15 protein-coding genes are annotated in these 16,490 nt (G+C 53.0%); 8 read left to right on the forward strand and 7 right to left on the reverse strand.

Annotated elements, in window-relative coordinates; translation table 11 throughout:
• The first annotated feature begins 124 nt into the window (after positions 1-124).
• Complete coding sequence (locus NSS83_RS04915) at positions 125-364, forward strand: hypothetical protein (protein WP_036699054.1); 240 nt, start codon at positions 125-127, stop codon at positions 362-364.
• 137 nt (positions 365-501) lie between these two features.
• On the opposite strand, the gene NSS83_RS04920 is transcribed toward NSS83_RS04915, so the two are convergent.
• Positions 502-639, reverse strand: coding sequence for a hypothetical protein (locus tag NSS83_RS04920; RefSeq protein ID WP_179090468.1), 138 nt, complete (start codon positions 637-639; stop codon positions 502-504).
• Positions 640-967: 328 nt separating this feature from the next.
• On the opposite strand from NSS83_RS04920, the gene NSS83_RS04925 reads away from it, so the two are divergent.
• A complete protein-coding gene (locus tag NSS83_RS04925; protein WP_036699056.1) occupies positions 968-1,594 on the forward strand; it encodes an FMN-dependent NADH-azoreductase in 627 nt (208 codons plus the stop codon).
• Positions 1,595-2,041: 447 nt separating this feature from the next.
• On the opposite strand, the gene rsgA is transcribed toward NSS83_RS04925, so the two are convergent.
• The 4 genes from rsgA to NSS83_RS04945 form a co-directional block, all read right to left on the reverse strand.
• Positions 2,042-3,145 (reverse strand): ribosome small subunit-dependent GTPase A, encoded by a 1,104-nt coding sequence (rsgA, locus tag NSS83_RS04930; RefSeq protein WP_341185484.1) that lies wholly within the window; start codon positions 3,143-3,145, stop codon positions 2,042-2,044.
• A 525-nt stretch (positions 3,146-3,670) separates the two neighbouring features.
• Positions 3,671-4,342, reverse strand: a complete 672-nt coding sequence (locus NSS83_RS04935) for an HAD family hydrolase (RefSeq protein ID WP_341347795.1) — start codon at positions 4,340-4,342, stop codon at positions 3,671-3,673.
• A 155-nt stretch (positions 4,343-4,497) separates the two neighbouring features.
• The gene (locus NSS83_RS04940) at positions 4,498-4,956 is read right to left on the reverse strand and encodes a DUF3939 domain-containing protein (RefSeq protein ID WP_341185482.1); all 459 of its coding nucleotides are present in this window, start codon (positions 4,954-4,956) and stop codon (positions 4,498-4,500) included.
• A 120-nt stretch (positions 4,957-5,076) separates the two neighbouring features.
• Complete coding sequence (locus NSS83_RS04945) at positions 5,077-5,673, reverse strand: metalloregulator ArsR/SmtB family transcription factor (protein WP_341185481.1); 597 nt, start codon at positions 5,671-5,673, stop codon at positions 5,077-5,079.
• 198 nt (positions 5,674-5,871) lie between these two features.
• Between NSS83_RS04945 and NSS83_RS04950 the strand changes: the two genes are divergently transcribed.
• Both NSS83_RS04950 and NSS83_RS04955 read left to right on the forward strand, forming a co-directional pair.
• Positions 5,872-6,858, forward strand: a complete 987-nt coding sequence (locus NSS83_RS04950; protein ID WP_341185480.1) for a YpdA family putative bacillithiol disulfide reductase — start codon at positions 5,872-5,874, stop codon at positions 6,856-6,858.
• A gap of 21 nt (positions 6,859-6,879) precedes the next feature.
• Positions 6,880-7,323: a DUF441 domain-containing protein gene (locus NSS83_RS04955; protein WP_340753298.1), complete on the forward strand. Its 444-nt coding sequence runs from the start codon at positions 6,880-6,882 to the stop codon at positions 7,321-7,323.
• A 105-nt stretch (positions 7,324-7,428) separates the two neighbouring features.
• On the opposite strand, the gene NSS83_RS04960 is transcribed toward NSS83_RS04955, so the two are convergent.
• A complete protein-coding gene (locus tag NSS83_RS04960) occupies positions 7,429-9,177 on the reverse strand; it encodes an ABC transporter ATP-binding protein (protein WP_341185479.1) in 1,749 nt (582 codons plus the stop codon).
• A 119-nt stretch (positions 9,178-9,296) separates the two neighbouring features.
• Here NSS83_RS04960 and NSS83_RS04965 point away from each other — a divergent pair, with 119 nt between their 5' ends.
• On the forward strand, positions 9,297-9,812 hold the full coding sequence (locus tag NSS83_RS04965; protein WP_341185478.1) for an ADP-heptose synthase: 516 nt from the start codon (positions 9,297-9,299) through the stop codon (positions 9,810-9,812).
• Between the two features lie 225 nt (positions 9,813-10,037).
• Here the strand turns inward: NSS83_RS04965 and NSS83_RS04970 are convergent, their stop codons facing one another.
• Positions 10,038-10,340: a hypothetical protein gene (locus NSS83_RS04970; RefSeq protein WP_341185477.1), complete on the reverse strand. Its 303-nt coding sequence runs from the start codon at positions 10,338-10,340 to the stop codon at positions 10,038-10,040.
• A gap of 519 nt (positions 10,341-10,859) precedes the next feature.
• On the opposite strand from NSS83_RS04970, the gene NSS83_RS04975 reads away from it, so the two are divergent.
• The 3 genes from NSS83_RS04975 to NSS83_RS04985 all read left to right on the forward strand — a co-directional run bounded on the left by NSS83_RS04975 (position 10,860) and on the right by NSS83_RS04985 (position 16,233).
• Positions 10,860-12,608, forward strand: a complete 1,749-nt coding sequence (locus NSS83_RS04975; protein WP_341185476.1) for an ABC transporter transmembrane domain-containing protein — start codon at positions 10,860-10,862, stop codon at positions 12,606-12,608.
• Between the two features lie 22 nt (positions 12,609-12,630).
• The gene (locus NSS83_RS04980) at positions 12,631-14,724 is read left to right on the forward strand and encodes an ABC transporter ATP-binding protein (protein ID WP_341347796.1); all 2,094 of its coding nucleotides are present in this window, start codon (positions 12,631-12,633) and stop codon (positions 14,722-14,724) included.
• A gap of 168 nt (positions 14,725-14,892) precedes the next feature.
• Positions 14,893-16,233, forward strand: coding sequence for a winged helix DNA-binding domain-containing protein (locus NSS83_RS04985; RefSeq protein WP_341347797.1), 1,341 nt, complete (start codon positions 14,893-14,895; stop codon positions 16,231-16,233).
• Positions 16,234-16,490: the final 257 nt, after the last annotated feature.

The raw sequence follows: 16,490 nt of genomic DNA on the forward strand, positions 1-16,490 counted from the left end.
AAAAAACAAGCAAAACTATAAAACTTGCAATCTTTATGTTATCATAAGCTAATTTTAAGGTAAAATTAAGAAACACAGGGTAAGATCAATACCATGAAATACTTTTAGCGAGGTGGTTTTCAAAATGAGAATGCTCATCACATTTCAAAACAAGCTTGTCCCTGTATATTTCACAACAGAAAACAAACAGCCGACCCAAAAAGTACTTCGACTGCTAAACAGCACCCTTGAACTCAAAATTCAAAAAGGCAAAAACGCCCTGCAGACCTGTTTGAATTCCCTGATCAGTATCGAAATTAAAGGCTCAGAAGCTATATTGCACAGTTACAGTGAAAATGATTCATTGGCCTTATCCCTCTATTAAACAGAGGGATATTTTTTTGCCGGTATTTGGCGGTATACATATATGGATAAACAACTTAAAAAAGCACATTCCCGCAAGTGAGGGATGCGCTTAGTCTATGGTTTACAGGGGCTTAACACTCAACATTATACCGGCAGTTATCCAATCCGGAGGTTCCGGTTCTCCTCTTTCTCCGCCTTTTTAATTCGCAATTTGAACAACTTCACCAGGTTACGCCGGGTATGCTCTTCGTGACAGCTGTCCAGTTTCTTCAGGATGAAACGGTCGATGGACATGTCAATCGCTCCTTTAAATGGGGGCTTAGTCCCGTGATCTGGAGAGGGAATCATTTCCTCTTCTCCTTATATCACCTATATAACCGGGCCGCAGAATCATTAAACTTGTCCCTGGCTGCGCCTGCACCGCTTGCGAAATTTGGAATACTACATATAGACCGTTCCCGGGCGGATTAGAGCGCTGTTATAGAAGATATGGTACATTTGCGAAGAATAGCAGCTTCTGCAAGCAGAATAAAAATTTTATACGACGGATATTTACAAACTAAAAATTAAATGCTATATTATCGATAGTTAATATTAAATAGATATCTAAGGAGAAATCATAATGTCGAATGTACTGTTTATCAAAGCTAATAACCGCCCTGCCGAGCAATCCGTAAGTGTTCAGCTCTACAACGAATTCCTGTCCAGCTACAAGGAGACTCATCCGCAGGACCAGATCACTGAACTCGACCTGTTCGCTGAACAGCTTCCTTACTACGATAACACTCTGATCACTGGTGTATACAAAGCCGCTCAAGGCTTCGAAGCTACTCCTGAAGAAGCAGCAGGCGCAGCACTTGTGAAGAAATATCTGGACCAGTTCCTGGCTGCTGACAAAGTAGTATTCGCCTTCCCGCTCTGGAACATGACCGTTCCGGCTGTACTGCACACTTATATCGATTACTTGAACCAGGCTGGAACTACCTTCAAGTATACTGCAGAAGGTCCTGTAGGACTCTTGACTGGTAAAAAAGCAGCTGTTCTGAACGCCAGAGGCGGCGTGTACTCCGAAGGCCCGGCCGCAAGTGCTGAAATGGCTGTTAACTTCATCATGGGCAACCTGAACTTCTGGGGCTTCAAAGAAACTACACAGGTAATCATCGAAGGACACAACCAGAACCCGGACAAATCCGCTGACATCATCGCTTCCGGCCTGCAACTGGCTAAAACTGCAGCAGCATCGTTCTAATCTGATCATAAAAGCTTTTTGAAAGTCTTCGTAGGGAGACTGACCAAAAACGGAAAGCAGCGATTCCCCACTAACGGGAGAATCGCTGCTTTTTAGTGTGCCAGATGCCATTTTTATAATAGTTGCTGAAGCAGGTGGATTTTCTCCACTTGTTATTTAATAAGCGGCCTCGAGCTAGGGAGCAGTTGGAAAAGCAGCACTTAATATCCTTGATTTTGTCCAAATGAGCTATTTACGGTGTAGTAAGTGACGTTTATCCAACTAATTTCCTCTCTAGCTCCCAAACCACCAAATTAAAATACGTTTTTCCAACTACTCTCCAGGGTGGCGTAGCTCCTACTTACACAATGCTCAGCATCCAGCAAGCTTATTCCGTTATGCAAACTTTCATCCCTATTCCCAAGCTCGCTTCCATGCTCCTGCAACGCCCTGCAATGTCATCGCTGCTTAATATTCATCCAACACCCGCTGCCAGCTGTTGCCCTTGGCACGGGGCGGGGTGCTCTTGGTGGAGGCGGCGGCTGTCTTGCGCTTCTGCCGCGCTTCCTTGCTGTTCTGGAACTGCAGCTCCTTCTGCGTCTTGTGGTAATTCTGCAGCCGCTTCCCGTCCAATACTCCGCTCGCGGCCGCCTCAAGCACGGCGCAGCCTTCCTCCCGTGTATGCGTACAGTCACTGAAGCGGCATTCAGCCGCAAGGCTGCTGATCTCACCGAACGCCAGGTCCAGTCCGCCGTCATCCTCCCACAATTGCAGCTCGCGCATTCCCGGCGTATCGACGATAATCCCGCCGTCCGGGAGGACAAACAGCTCACGGTGAGTGGTCGTATGACGTCCGCGGCTGTCCCCTTCCCGCACATCCTGGGTGAGCTGCAGATTGCGGCCGCTGAGCCAGTTAACCATCGTGGATTTGCCGCAGCCGGACGAACCGGTCAGAGCTACCGTCTGGCCGCTGCCGATGTAAGGCTGGAGCTCCTCCCGTCCGTCGCCTAGTAAGGCGCTGACCACATGGACCGGGACACCTGGAGCCGCCTGCTGCATTTCGGCCATTTTCAGCTCCGCATCAGTGCACAGATCTGCCTTGGTCAATAGAATGACCGGATTCGCCCCGCTGTTCCACGCCATAATCAGATAACGCTCCATCCGCCGCACATTGAAATCATCATTCAGTGCACTGACCAGGAATAGAGTATCTACATTGGAAGCCACGATCTGCTCCTCCTGAGTCGGGCCCGCCACCTTGCGCGAGATGACGCTGTGACGGGAAAGCACGCCATGAATTACTGCATGTGCTCCTCCATCCTGCATCGCCAGGACCACCCAGTCGCCTACCGCTGGATACTCGCCTGACCCGCTCAGCGAATGCCGGAACTTGCCTGACAGCTCACCCCATATTTCACCTGCTGTGGTAATTACTCTGTATTTACTGCCGAAATCCCCGGCAATCCGGCCCGCTGCATAGTCCCTGCCGTCCAGCAGCCGCAGCTTATCTGTCCATTTCCGGTTCCATTCTTCATTCCAGCCGTACTGTTCAAGCTTAATATCGATATTCATGCATTTCCTCCTGAATGGGTTATTATTGTTCTTAATACATCCGCTTACCACACATCCATGTATCTCCGGGAAGTAATGCTCCTTAAGGCGCACGCAAAAAAGCCGCCGGAACCCAAAGGTTCCGGCGGCAGAGGCAGACCCGGCAGCGAGCTGGCCCATGCTGTGGTACAGCAAAGAACCGCCCGCTGGGCAGAGTCATTCCAGAATAGCGGAAGCTACTCTCTTCGCGAGAAGGAGCAGACTCCGCTATTTCGGGCGTGATGCAGCAAAACTGCACACGCAAAAAAGCCGCCGGAACCGATACGGTTCCCGGCGGCTCTAGAAGGCAACATAGAGCTTACTTGCGAAGCTGGGATTAATAATTACTCCACAGCCGCTTTTCCCGGAAGACACGTATCCACAACAGTAGCAACCAATCCTGAACCGCTTGTATAAACTGCCATTTGACATCGTCTCCTTCCGAAATAATATGCTGTTATAATATACGGCCCGGATGCCGTTTGTCAACAGCAGGCCCTAACTTTCTCAAATAATCCCCCTCAGCTCATCCAGTTCCTGAATGACCGCAACCGGCTTCACGTTCAGCGATTCATCCCAGGCATGATTGCGTTTCAGCCAGATCGTATCCATCCCGCTTCTCGCCGCCCCCCAGATATCATTCACGGGGTGATCCCCGATGAAGATCGTCTGTTCCGCCGTGGAACCCAGACGTTCCAGGGCTAACCGGTAGATCGCAGGATCAGGCTTGCTGATCCCGGCTTCGCCCGAAATGACAATCGTGCGGAAGTAGCCGCGGAGTCCGAGCAGATCGATTTTGCCATATTGAATATCTGTGCCGCCGTTCGTGACCAATCCCAGCGGATATCCGCGTTCCCGGCAATACTCCAGCGTCTCCACCGCATGCTTCATCATCGCCCCGTGACGGATATAGGTCTCGTCATAATAGGCCCGGATGTCCGCAGCGGTCAACGCCTTCTCCCAAGGCAGAACCTCGCTCAGCTCCGCGAAAAACCCGTCCTTATCCCGGTATCCGTCGGCATCCCTGATAATCATATCCTCCACCACCTGCAGTGCCTGCTCTTCGCTAAGATGTCCCAGGAAATCCTGCACAAACTTCATGCTGAAGCTGCGGAAGGTCTGATCACGGTCCATCAGGGTGTTGTCCAGATCAAACAGCAAAGCTTGTACCTCTCTCATGTATACGCTCCCCTTCTGTCGTCCATTTCTGCGATAAAACACCAGATGCTTATTGTACTACGCCCCGTAGCGCAAAATAAAGACCATTCCGCCGGGAAGGACAACCTCTCCTTCGTCAGAATGGCCTGTATAGGGGAATCAGGTTGGCTGAGCTGTCAGGATTCAAAATGCTCTGCCCGGTGCGTCAGCATCATTTCCTCGTCGGTAATATAGAGCGGGAACGGCGGTGTCTCCTTCAGATAACGCTCAGTGGAGAGCAGCCGGTAATGAACCTCAGGGAGCCAGGCGTCTTCGAGCAGCGGGAGCTTGCCAGTGTCACTGATATAATTGTCTACCGCCGATTGAACCATGTCGAGGTAGTATGGCACCAGCTTGTCAGATTCTTCAAAAATCTCAAAGGTCTCGCTGGACATATAGAACTTCTGCTGCGGGACTCCGCCTAAATATCGTTTGAGCCGGTTCAGGTCAATACTCTTATCTTCCTGGATCAGAGCGGTACGGTTAATGGGAGCGGGCATATCTTCTTCAAATTGCCTTACAGCCTGCTTGATCTGCGGCAAGGTAACGGTTGGATGATTGGGTTGCAAGTTTTTTTTGGCACGTTTGAATATCATACTGAAGGTCTCCTTTCGAAGCTTTTGTCAGATAACGCTTACAATACCATTTTATTCGTTATTTGAACAATTAATCAGCAGTTTCGCACTTGTCATAAAAAATCCCCATTTATTAGATCATTATTTGACATTTTCCCAGTGAGTCCAGAGTTCGGGCGGGTTGAGCTCGTACTTATCATTCTCCCGGTACATGAACTGGTGCATAATGAACTCGCGGCGGATTGTGGCATAATCATCATGGAACGGCTTAATGAACTCGTTGATCTCTTTCTCCGAATAGACTGTGCCGGGTTCGAGCTTCTCCACCATATATTGCAGCGCGATTAATTTCTTCTTGTATTGTGCGGGAATCTGGCGCAGGCGTCCGTCTTTGGCAAAAAAATTACGGAGCACCGACTCCTTCAGACTGTGTTCAGGCGACTCTTCCTCCATCTCCTCCACCCCCTTTGCAAAAATAAATTTCAGCGAAGCCTCGGAGCCTGACTGGATAAACTCGGGATTCAGCTTAAAATATACGGTATTCTTGTCTCTGCGCTCCTGAATGAGAGCGGCTTCGCGCAGCTTGGCGGCATGGTGGGTCACGGTAGGCTGCGAGAGATTCAGCTTCTCGGCCAAGGCATGACCGTGAACCTCGCCCCGGGAGAGGAGCAGCAGTATACGCAGCCGGGTCGGATCGGATAAGGCTTTGTGATAGGCGACAATTTTCTCTAATTGCAAGCGGGACCACCCTCCTAGTGATGTTCGTAATGCAGTTTGTGTGACCTGACATCTTAACTTTAGATATATATCTAATTATATACCCATCATGGCCTTGGATCAATCCCCAATTTGCGGAATTCACCGGCCATGGCAAAAAACAAAAATATAAGGTACCATTTACTGAATAGAATACTACCTTAGGAGGACATAGATATTATGCTAGACGTGATTATTATCGGCGCCGGTCCCTGCGGACTGTCTGCAGCCATCGAATGCCAGCGCCAAGGGCTCTCCAGTCTGATTGTGGAAAAGAACTTCATTGTCCATTCCATCTACCTGTATCCGACCAACATGCAGTTCTTCAGCACCACCCCGCTGCTCGAGATTGGAGATGTGCCCTTCACCTCTCCGAACGACAAGCCCTACCGCCATGAGGCGCTTGTCTACTACCGCCGCGCTGCCGCGCAGCATCAGCTTGAGATTGCCGCTTATGAAGAAGCGCTGTCCGTTCTGCCGCAGGAGGATGGCAGCTTCGTTGTACATACGGTCAACAAGCGCGGTGAGGAGCAGCAGCGCAGAGCAGCAAATGTAGTCATCTCTACCGGTTACTTCGACCAGCCTAACCTGATCGGGATTCCCGGGGAGGAGCTGCCGAAGGTCACGCATTATTTTGGCGAAGCACATCCTTATTCCGGCATGAAGGTGGCTGTAATCGGGGGCAGTAATTCAGCGGTGGACGCTGCGCTGGAGCTGCTGCGGGTAGGCGCCAAGGTGGATATGGTCTACCGGGGAAGCAGTATTTCGGACAATATCAAGCCTTGGGTGCGTCCGATCTTCGAGAGTATGGTGCAAAAGGGGAGCATAACCCTGCATCTGGAATCGCGCGTCACGGAGATCACCCCGGCCTCGGTTCGGGTAACCTCCTCCGTGAACGGGGAACCTACCGAGCTGGATAATGACTTCGTGCTGGCGATGACCGGCTTCCGTCCCAGCAGAGCCCTGCTCACCTCTGCCGGGGTGCAGATGGATGACTCTATGGATAAACCAGCCTTTAACCCCGCGACAATGGTGAGTAATATACCGGGCATCTATGTCGCCGGGGTTATCGCTTCCGGACGGAATGCCAACGAGGTATTCATCGAGAGCGGACGCGGGCACGGTAAGCTGATTGCCGATCATATTGTGAGCACAAGGCTTACTTAAGAGAAGGAGTGTATCCAAGCTATGGATATAACCTCGTTATTGCTGCTGGGTCTGGCAGCGCTCGGTGTCATCAGCAGCAACTCGCCGATTACCATCGCCATGGTTGTGCTGCTGCTGATCCGTGTGCTCGGACTTCAGCAGGCTTTTCCCTGGCTGGAGAAATACGGGCTGACCGTCGGCATCATCATCCTGACCATCGGGGTTATGACACCACTCGCCAGCGGGAAGATCTCCCTCCAGACCGTCGGACAGTCATTCCTCCACTGGAAATCCCTGGCCGCCATCGGAGTTGGTGTCCTGGTCGCTTACCTGGGCGGACGCGGAGCTGTGCTCATGGGCAGCCAGCCGACCATCGTCGCCGGGCTTCTCATCGGAACTGTCCTTGGCGTGGCGCTGTTCAAAGGCGTTCCGGTCGGCCCGCTTATCGCTGCCGGCATCCTGTCGCTGCTGATCGGACGGATGTAAATCTAGATACACCTCAAGACCAAGCAAGACGAAACAGGCTGCAAGTCCACCTGCGCGGGTGGAACTGCAGCCTGTTTGTTTTGAATAAGAATAATATTTGCCGTATTAAGCATCCAGCCGTTGAACGTTGAACAACCGGGCGTAACTCCCCGCAAGTCCCATGAGCTCTTCATGGGTGCCGCGTTCGGTGATTTCCCCGTTCTCCAGCACGATAATCTGGTCGGCATGGGTAATCGTGGACAGCCTGTGGGCCACAATCAGCGTCGTCCGCTCAGATGCCAAGGATTGCAATGCCTGCTGAATCAGGTGCTCAGATTCCAAATCCAGCGCGGAGGTCGCTTCGTCCAGAATCAGCACCTTGGGGTCTTTCAGGAATACCCGTGCAATCGCCACGCGCTGCTTCTGTCCGCCGGACAGCTTCACACCCCGCTCCCCCACCTCGGTATCATAGCCTTCCGGCAGCTGCATGATGAAGTCGTGGGCATTCGCAGACACCGCCGCCTTCATGACCTCCTCTTCCCCCGCTTCCGGGTTGCCGAACCGGATGTTGTCGCGTACCGAGCCGCTGAACAGGAAATTATCCTGCAGCACCATGCCCACCGTCCGCCGCAGACTCTCCTGCGTCAGTCCGCGGATATCGTGGCCATCCATGCGCAAACTGCCTTCGCTGATGTCGTAGAAGCGCGGGATCAGGCTGATCAGCGAGGATTTGCCGCCACCGCTCATCCCGACAAAAGCCACCGTCTGGCCTGGAGCAATGCTCAGATTAATGTCCCGCAGCACCCACTCATGCTCGTCGCTGTACTTGAACCACACCTTGCTGAATTCGATCTTCCCGGCTGGCTTCAGCAGCGGCTTCGCGCCCGGAGCATCAACAATATCATACGGCTCATTCAGCAGCTCCAGCACACGCTCCAGCGAGGCCGATGCCTGGGTCAGCACCGTCGAGGAATTAATCAGCCGGCGCAGCGGCGCATACATCCGGTCCAGATAGCCGAAGAAGGCCACGAAGGTTCCGAGGGTCAAATTGCCCTGGATGACCTGGTATCCCCCGTATCCGATGACAAGCAGCGGAGCAATATCGGTCAGGGTGTTGATAATCGCGAAGGTAAAGGCATTCCAACGCGTTTGCGCCAGCGCTTTTTGCAGAAACTTGCCGTTGATCTCCTCGAATTGCTGCTGGTCTACCCGCTCCATCGTGAAGCTGCGGATGACCGCAATCCCTTGAATTCGTTCATGCAGATAGCCCTGTATGACGGCAAGAGCCTGCGACCGGTCTTTGGTCAATACCTTTAGGCGTTTGTACAGCGTATTGACGGCAATGCCATACAGCGGCAGAATCGCAATCGCCACCAGCGTCAGCACCGGATTCAGATAGAGCATGAAGCCCAGGGCGAAGAGCAGGGTGAACATATCCAGCCAGACATTCATCATTCCGACCTCAACCAGGTTCTTCGACTGCTCCACATCGTTAATGAACCGGGAGATAGCCTCGCCTACCTTCGTATTCTGGTAATAACGCAGCGACAGCCGCTGCAGATGCCCGTAGAGCTTGTTGCGCATATCGAATAACACCTTGCTCGTAATCAGCTGGGCGAAATACTGGCGGTAATACTCCACCGGCCCGCGGACAATCACGAATAGAACAAGGCCCCCGCCTATCACCGTCATCAGCTTCGAGACCCGCTCCGCTATCGTCAGTGCGGGATTACCCAGCAGCTCATCGACCACATATTTCAGAATCATCGGCAGCGTCAGCGGAATGCTGAATTTGACCATCCCGATGATCAGAGTGAGCACAATCCATTTCATATACGGCCGAACAAAGGTATAATAAGATTTCCAAGATTTCACGGCGTGTCAGGTCCTTTCCAATTCATTCTTCATCAGGGTACAGTTGACATTTGCGCGCTGCAGTGTTTTATTATTTTTAAACAGTTACGGTTGCAGTACCGAAATTCAGGAGGATAATGATGCCCAGACAATTTGTGACGGAAGCCGTCATGATGGCGATTTACGGCCAGCTTCTCATTCCGCGGAGCCCTGTAGAATATATAGTCCCTTATACCACAATTATGGAGCTGTACGAGCTGCGGGACAGCGATGAGCCGGTGATGAGCCAGGCGGATGACGACAAGCATGTCAGACTCAGAATCCGTGAGCTGATCAACTATTTCGAGGAGCCGCTAAATGCCAAGAAGATTAACCGCTGCCTGAATATCCCCTGGGCCAAAAGCTCCGGCATCCTCCTCGGCGGACACGCGCAGATTACCATCATCAACAGCATGGACAATGCCTCCTACGGCGAAGCTTTCGATCCGATTGAGACAGAGCTGCTGCTGGCTTCCCAGCGTGAGAAGGTGCCGATTCTGACCGACCAGTTCGAGCTGATCCAGCGCATCATTGAAGGCGGGGTTCCCGTCCAGGTGTATGATATTGATGATTTCGAATTCGCCATGGAGGAAGAAACCTTCCGCAGCTCACACTGATCGCGTCACCTGAACAGCGGGCGGTTTCCCTTTCCTGATGCGTACAAGTGGAAACGGCTTGGCCGTCCTTTTAAAGGACGGTACCGCTTCAGCGAGAAATAGAAGGATAAGTTATCGTGTGAAACCTATAAATTCTTATATTTTGGAACAAGCCCTTGCCGGACGGCAAGGGCTTGTTCCGCATCCCCGGCAGTGCCGGGATCTGCCATTCGCTCCAGCACTCCCTTATGCCACCGGCACAGGCTCATACTTATATTCGATGTCATCCTCAGCTTGCGAATAGACAATCGACAGATTGTACCCCTCCATATACCACAGATCCTGCTCTTCCATGTAGAAGGTCAAGCCGCCCTCCATGAACTTCACAGCAGGACGTCCAGGCTGCTCGGTGGCAATGCCCAGCGAGAAGCCTGGGTGCAGGCCCCCGCCTGAGCTGTACCGGGGAAACAACCGGATATATGCCCCCTCCTGGAGGCTCAGTTCTCTTTTGAACCAGGCGGCTGCTTCCGGACTAATGAATATGTTCATCTCTCCACTCCTCCCCTCTACCCCAATCATACCCAAAAAACTTCAATTCACCAAATCATTGCAGCAATGCAGTCAGATATCCTGCCGCCCCGCAAAATTAAGTTTGACAATTCTTAAAGTGTGATGATAAACTCGGAACATAACGAAACGTCTTCAAGTAATTACCAAAATGAAGAAAGGGTGATCTCGGTGTTTAACATGGATATGGTATACCTCGCCACTATTGTAGAAAACTATACCCAACTGAATACCGAAGCAGCCCGAGCAGTGGAGAATTCCTGAGGTTCATGCGTATTACGCGTAACGTATGAGAACAGGCTTAACTTATCTCTCACATGTCTCTGTGCTGCTTATAGCACCGTGGACATGATAACCGCAATTACAGGCGTATCATCCGTTTTCGGATGGTACGCTTTTTCGCGTGCTGTGAGGTTATAATCCGCTGCAAAGTGTCCATGAATGTTCCGTTAACCAAGCTAACTTAGTAATTACTCCAAGCACGAAAGGAAGGGATTCACCTTGTTCTCCGTACTCCGAAATCTCGGCTGGTTCTTCCGCCGGGAAAAAAGGCGCTATACTATAGGCCTCATCCTTCTTATTGTGGTAGGTGTGTTAGAACTCCTGCCTCCACGCCTGCTCGGCAACGCCATTGACGAAATCGTCACCGGTGCCATCACTGCAGGTTCACTCATGAAATACATTGGCCTGATCGTACTTATGCTGCTGATCATTTACTGGATCACCTACATATGGATGCATAAGCTGTTCGGGGGATCGAATCTGGTGGAGCGTCTGCTCCGCTCACGCTTCATGAATCATCTCATGACGATGACCCCCGCCTTCTTCGAGCGTAACCGCACCGGGGATCTGATGGCCCGCGCCACCAATGATATCCGCGCGGTATCCGCCACCGTGGGCTTCGGGATGCTCACCCTTGTCGACTCCACTGTGTATCTCACGGTTGTCCTGTTCGCTATGGGGTTCCTGGTCAGCTGGAAGCTGACACTGGCTGCCGTCATCCCGCTTCCGATGATTGCGGTAGCCATGGTGTTCTACGGCAAAGCGATCCACGACCGTTACAGTCTGGCGCAGGATGCCTTCGGTGACATGAACGACCAGGTACTGGAATCCGTATCGGGCATCCGCGTCATCCGTGCTTATGTGCAGGAGCGGCATGATGAGAAGTGCTTCTCTGACATTACAGATGATGTATACCGCAAAAATATGGCGGTCGCCCGGGTCGATGCCTTCTTCGAGCCGACGATCCGCTTGTTCGTGGGCCTTAGTTATATCATCGCTCTGACCTACGGAATCTATCTCGTATTCCGCAATCAGATTACGCTTGGCGATCTGGTATCATTCAATATGTATCTCGGGATGATTGTGTGGCCGATGTTCGCCATCGGCGAGCTGATTAATATCATGCAGCGCGGCGGCGCTTCATTGGAGCGGATCGACGAGACGCTGAATGCGAAGCCTGATGTCAAGGATGTGCCTCATCCGGTTCCGGTAGCCCAGCCGACTACCATCGAGTTGAAGGATGTAACCTTCCGCTATCCGACCTCTACCATCGACAATCTCAGCGGAGTCAGCTTGTCTCTCTCCCAGGGCCAGACGCTTGGCGTGGTCGGACGGACCGGCAGCGGCAAATCGACGCTGCTGAAGCAGCTGCTGCATGAATATCCGGCTGGCACAGGTGAGATTCTGATCTCCGGTGTGCCGATCACCCAGATTGCTCTCGACCAGCTTCACAGCTGGATGGGCTACGTGCCGCAGGAACAGATCCTCTTCTCCAAGTCCGTGCGCGAGAACATCCAGTTCGGACATTCCGGGGCCAGCGATGAACGGATCATGCAGGCGATTACCGCCGCAGCCTTCCAGAATGACCTCGGCACGTTGTCTGACGGGCTGGATACGATGGTTGGCGAGCGCGGCGTCTCCCTCTCCGGCGGACAGAAGCAGCGGGTCTCCATCTCCCGGGCCTTCATCGCGAATCCTGACATTCTGATTCTGGATGATGCTCTGTCTGCCGTGGACGCGCGGACAGAAGCGAAGATTATCGAGAACATCCGCGAGGAGCGCAGCGGCAAAACGACGCTGATCTCCACCCACCGCCTCTCGGCGATTGAGCATGCCGATCTGATCGTTGTCCTCGAAGACGGGCATATTACAGAACAAGGTACACACCAGGAGCTGCTGGAACTCGGCGGCTGGTACCGTGAGCAGTTCGACCGCCAGCAGGTTGAGAATAATCTGACGAATGAATAACCCCATACAGGAGGTGTCACCGTTGACACAGAGTACAGGCAAACGTCTGCTGCAATATGCACTGACCGCCAAAAAGACCTTCATCGCCGCCCTTCTGCTCCTTACGATCGGAGTAGCGGCTGAGCTGGCAGGGCCTTTTATCGCCAAGAGCATGATTGACAATCATCTGCTTGCGATTGAGAAGCCCTACTTCCAGACAGCCTCGCCGAAGGATGCTGCGGAATATAACAACACTTATTACAAACGCGGTGACCGTTTTGCCGCAGGTGAAGCCAAGGGCCAGGAAGTCCGTCTGCTTCAGGCAGGCAGAAGCTTCTACTTCATCAATGAAGCTGTACCAAAGGCCGAAGGCGAGCGCAGCTTCACGGACGGTAAGCTCCAGATCAAATATGGCGAGCAGACCACGGTCTATCCGGCCGTCAAGCTGTCGGCTGGTGATCTGTTCTCCTTCTACAAGCCGGAGCTTCCGGGAATCTATCAACTGGTCGCTCTATACGCCATGTTCCTTGTGATCTCTATTATTGCTGAGTTCGGCAAAACCTACTGGCTGCAATCGTCTGCCAATCAGGTCATCCGCAAGCTGCGGACCGATGTCTATGCCCATATCCAGCGCCTGCCGGTCTATTTCTTCGATAACCTGCCTGCCGGAAAGGTAGTCTCCCGGGTAACCAATGATACAGAAGCGGTCAAGGATCTCTTCATTGCCGTGTTATCCAACTTCGCTACAGGGATCATCAATATCACCGGTGTCTATGTAGCCCTCTTCCTGCTGGATGTGAAGCTGGGACTGGTCAGTTTGTTCGTTGTACCGATTATTATTCTTTGGATCGTGCTGTACCGCAAAATCGCTACCAAATACAACACGATCATCCGCTCGCGGCTTAGTGAGATTAATGCCATTATCAATGAATCGATTCAAGGGATGTCGATCATCCGGATTTTCCGCCGCCAGAAGCAGAGTAGTGCTGAATTCGAGCAGCTCAATGACGACTATCTGAAATATCAGAACAAAATGCTCAACCTGAACGCCTTCACCTCCCACAACCTGGTGAACTCGCTGCGCAGCCTCTCCTTCGTGCTGGTACTGTGGTATTTCGGCTTCGGCAGCCTGGACGGTTCAACCTTCGTATCGCTTGGCGTTCTCTATGCGTTCGTCGATGTTCTGGGCCGGATGTTCCAGCCGATTACGGGCATGGTCAACCAGCTGGCGAATCTGGACAGCTCAATGGTCTCCGCCGGCCGCGTATTCACGCTGATGGATGAGCCGGGAGAGCCGGTCACTGACGGATCGATGCCGCGATACAAGGGAAATGTCGTATTCAAGGATGTCTCCTTTGCTTATAAAAAGGACTTCGTCCTGCGCGATATCTCCTTCGAGGCGCGCCCTGGTGAGACTGTCGCCCTTGTCGGCCATACCGGCTCCGGCAAAAGCTCCATCATCAACCTGCTGTTCCGCTTCTATGATCCGCAGCAAGGAAGCATAACGATCGATGGGCAAAAGGTCAAGGATCTGCCGAAGCAATGGCTGCGCAGTCATATGGGCATCGTGCTTCAGGACCCCTACCTCTTCACCGGTACCATTGCCTCCAATGTCAGTCTGGGTGACGAACGGATCTCAAGAGAGCGTGTCGAACGCGCCTTGCGCGAGGTAGGGGCCGATAAACTGCTGGCCCATCTGCCGCAAGGCTTCGATGAACCTGTCATTGAGAAGGGCAGCACCCTGTCCGCCGGACAGCGGCAGCTGATCTCCTTCGCCAGAGCGTTATCCTTCGATCCGGCGATCCTGATTCTGGATGAAGCCACGTCCAACATCGATACCGAGACCGAGAGCATTATCCAGCAAGCATTGGAGGTGCTGAAAAAAGGGCGGACCACCTTCATCATCGCCCACCGGCTGTCCACCATCCGCAGTGCGGACCAGATTCTGGTACTGCACCGGGGCCAGATCGTCGAACGCGGCAGCCATGATGAGCTGATGGCACAGGGCGGCAGATACTTCCGCATGTATCAGCTTCAGCTGGGTGCAGGTGCCGGGAACGGCCCGGGCGAGCCGGCTCCGGAGTCCGGGGACTCTGCTTCTGCCGCCGGACTCCGGCCATCGCTGGAACAGATCTAGGCCGGCTGCTTAAGCCAGGGGCTCGAGTACAGCAATTTAGCCTAATGGCAGGCAATCGCATATACCGTTACATTGCATTAAGAACACCCCCTGACGAAGGAAGGCATCAGGGGGTGTCTTTCACTTGATATCAGAACGTTTGTTCTGTATAATGGAGCAATACATATTATGGATGAGGTGAAGATGATGATAACCTACAGTCTTAGCAAGCGGCAAGCCCGGCTGTTCCTGCTGCGCCATCAGCGGCTTGTCCCGGATGGATTGCCCGGCGGTAAGCAGAGCATCTATGACTTCGTCCGGCATGTAGGCTGTATTCAGTATGATCCGCTCAGCATAGCCGGACATAACCACGAGCTGGTACTTCAGGCGAGAATCCCCGGCTTCGTGCCCGAGATGGCCAATGAGCTGCTATATAAGGACAGACTGCTGATTGACGGCTGGGATAAGAACATGTCGATTTACTGTACAGAGGATTGGCCGTATTTCCAGCGGCGCCGGGAAGCTGCCGCCAGGCATCAGCATAACGAGGCTATGGCGGCCATGATTACTCATGTCCGCGCGGAGCTGGATGCACGCGGACCGCTCTCTTCACTGGACTTTGCGAGCAAAGAGAAGATCGACTGGTCCTGGGCTCCGGCAAGACTCTCCCGGGCTGCTATGGAGAGCATGTACTTCTGGGGCGAGCTATCCATCCATCACCGGGTGCACACCCGCCGTTATTACGACTTCACTGCCAAGCTGCTTCCTCCTGAACTGCTTAGCGCAAGCGATCCTAACGAGACGCTGGAGCAGCATCACGATTGGTATGTGCTGCGCCGGATTGGCAGTATCGGCCTGCAATGGAACCGGTCCGGGGACGGCTGGCTCGGCATTGCAGGCCTGAAGAGTAAGGAGCGGACAGCATCTGTGCAGCGGCTGCTGGAGAAGGACCTGCTCCGCGAGGTACAGGTGGATGGACTAAAGCTCCCGCTATACATCCGCACAGCAGACCTCCCTGAGCTTGAAGCCGTATTGCTTGAAGATGATACTACGGGTGCAGATGAGTCCGCAGCAGGGTCTCAGGCTGGTAATAAAGGCGGGGCCGGTCATGCTGAGGGAGCGTCATCCTTCGCAGCGGCACTGGCTCCTCTGGACAATCTGCTGTGGGACAGAGAGCTGATCCTACAGCTATTTGGCTTTCAATACCGCTGGGAGGTCTATAAGCCAGTGCTTGAACGGGAATACGGCTACTATGTCCTCCCCCTCCTCTACGGCGACCGCTTCATCGGCCGGCTGGAGCCGGTGATGAACAAGAAGACCGGCGTGCTGACCATCGTCCGCTGGTGGTGGGAGGACGGGGAGGCGCTTGAACGCACCATGCTCCCCGCGCTCACCGGAGCCTTCTCCTCGTTGCAACGCTCGACCGGAGCCACCGCGATCCGCTTCGCGCCGGATGTCGTTCACTCCTGCGGACTGCAGGAGCTGGAGGAGGCGCTGTCTGCTACAGCTACGCCTGTAAAGACAAATTAATTCAATCATCTGATACCCCAGCGGGTGGAGGATATATGGACTTATGCGGTCTACACAGCTTGTGTGAACCACCTCTCACACATTACTCACATCCACCCGCTTCTGGAGCAATCAGCGAATTCAGGGGCACTAGTGCTCCTCATTTGGACTTTTGGCTCGTATCCGCTGAATTCAGGGGCACTAGTGCTCCTCATTTGGACTTTTGGCTCGTATCCGCTAAATTCAGGGGCACTAGTGCTCTTCATTTGAGCGTTTAA

Origin of the sequence: Paenibacillus sp. FSL H3-0469, from assembly GCF_038051945.1 — a bacterium.
Lineage (GTDB): Bacteria > Bacillota > Bacilli > Paenibacillales > Paenibacillaceae > Paenibacillus_AQ.

Bases quoted from the DNA above. Each gene is read 5' to 3' on its own strand.
- NSS83_RS04915 (WP_036699054.1), top strand. From the start codon at position 125: ATGAGAATGCTCATCACATTTCAAAACAAGCTTGTCCCTGTATATTTC.
- NSS83_RS04920 (WP_179090468.1), bottom strand. From the start codon at position 639: ATGTCCATCGACCGTTTCATCCTGAAGAAACTGGACAGCTGTCACGAA.
- NSS83_RS04925 (WP_036699056.1), top strand. From the start codon at position 968: ATGTCGAATGTACTGTTTATCAAAGCTAATAACCGCCCTGCCGAGCAA.
- rsgA (WP_341185484.1), bottom strand. From the start codon at position 3,145: ATGAATATCGATATTAAGCTTGAACAGTACGGCTGGAATGAAGAATGG.
- NSS83_RS04935 (WP_341347795.1), bottom strand. From the start codon at position 4,342: ATGAGAGAGGTACAAGCTTTGCTGTTTGATCTGGACAACACCCTGATG.
- NSS83_RS04940 (WP_341185482.1), bottom strand. From the start codon at position 4,956: ATGATATTCAAACGTGCCAAAAAAAACTTGCAACCCAATCATCCAACC.
- NSS83_RS04950 (WP_341185480.1), top strand. From the start codon at position 5,872: ATGCTAGACGTGATTATTATCGGCGCCGGTCCCTGCGGACTGTCTGCA.
- NSS83_RS04955 (WP_340753298.1), top strand. From the start codon at position 6,880: ATGGATATAACCTCGTTATTGCTGCTGGGTCTGGCAGCGCTCGGTGTC.
- NSS83_RS04965 (WP_341185478.1), top strand. From the start codon at position 9,297: ATGCCCAGACAATTTGTGACGGAAGCCGTCATGATGGCGATTTACGGC.
- NSS83_RS04970 (WP_341185477.1), bottom strand. From the start codon at position 10,340: ATGAACATATTCATTAGTCCGGAAGCAGCCGCCTGGTTCAAAAGAGAA.
- NSS83_RS04985 (WP_341347797.1), top strand. From the start codon at position 14,893: ATGGATGAGGTGAAGATGATGATAACCTACAGTCTTAGCAAGCGGCAA.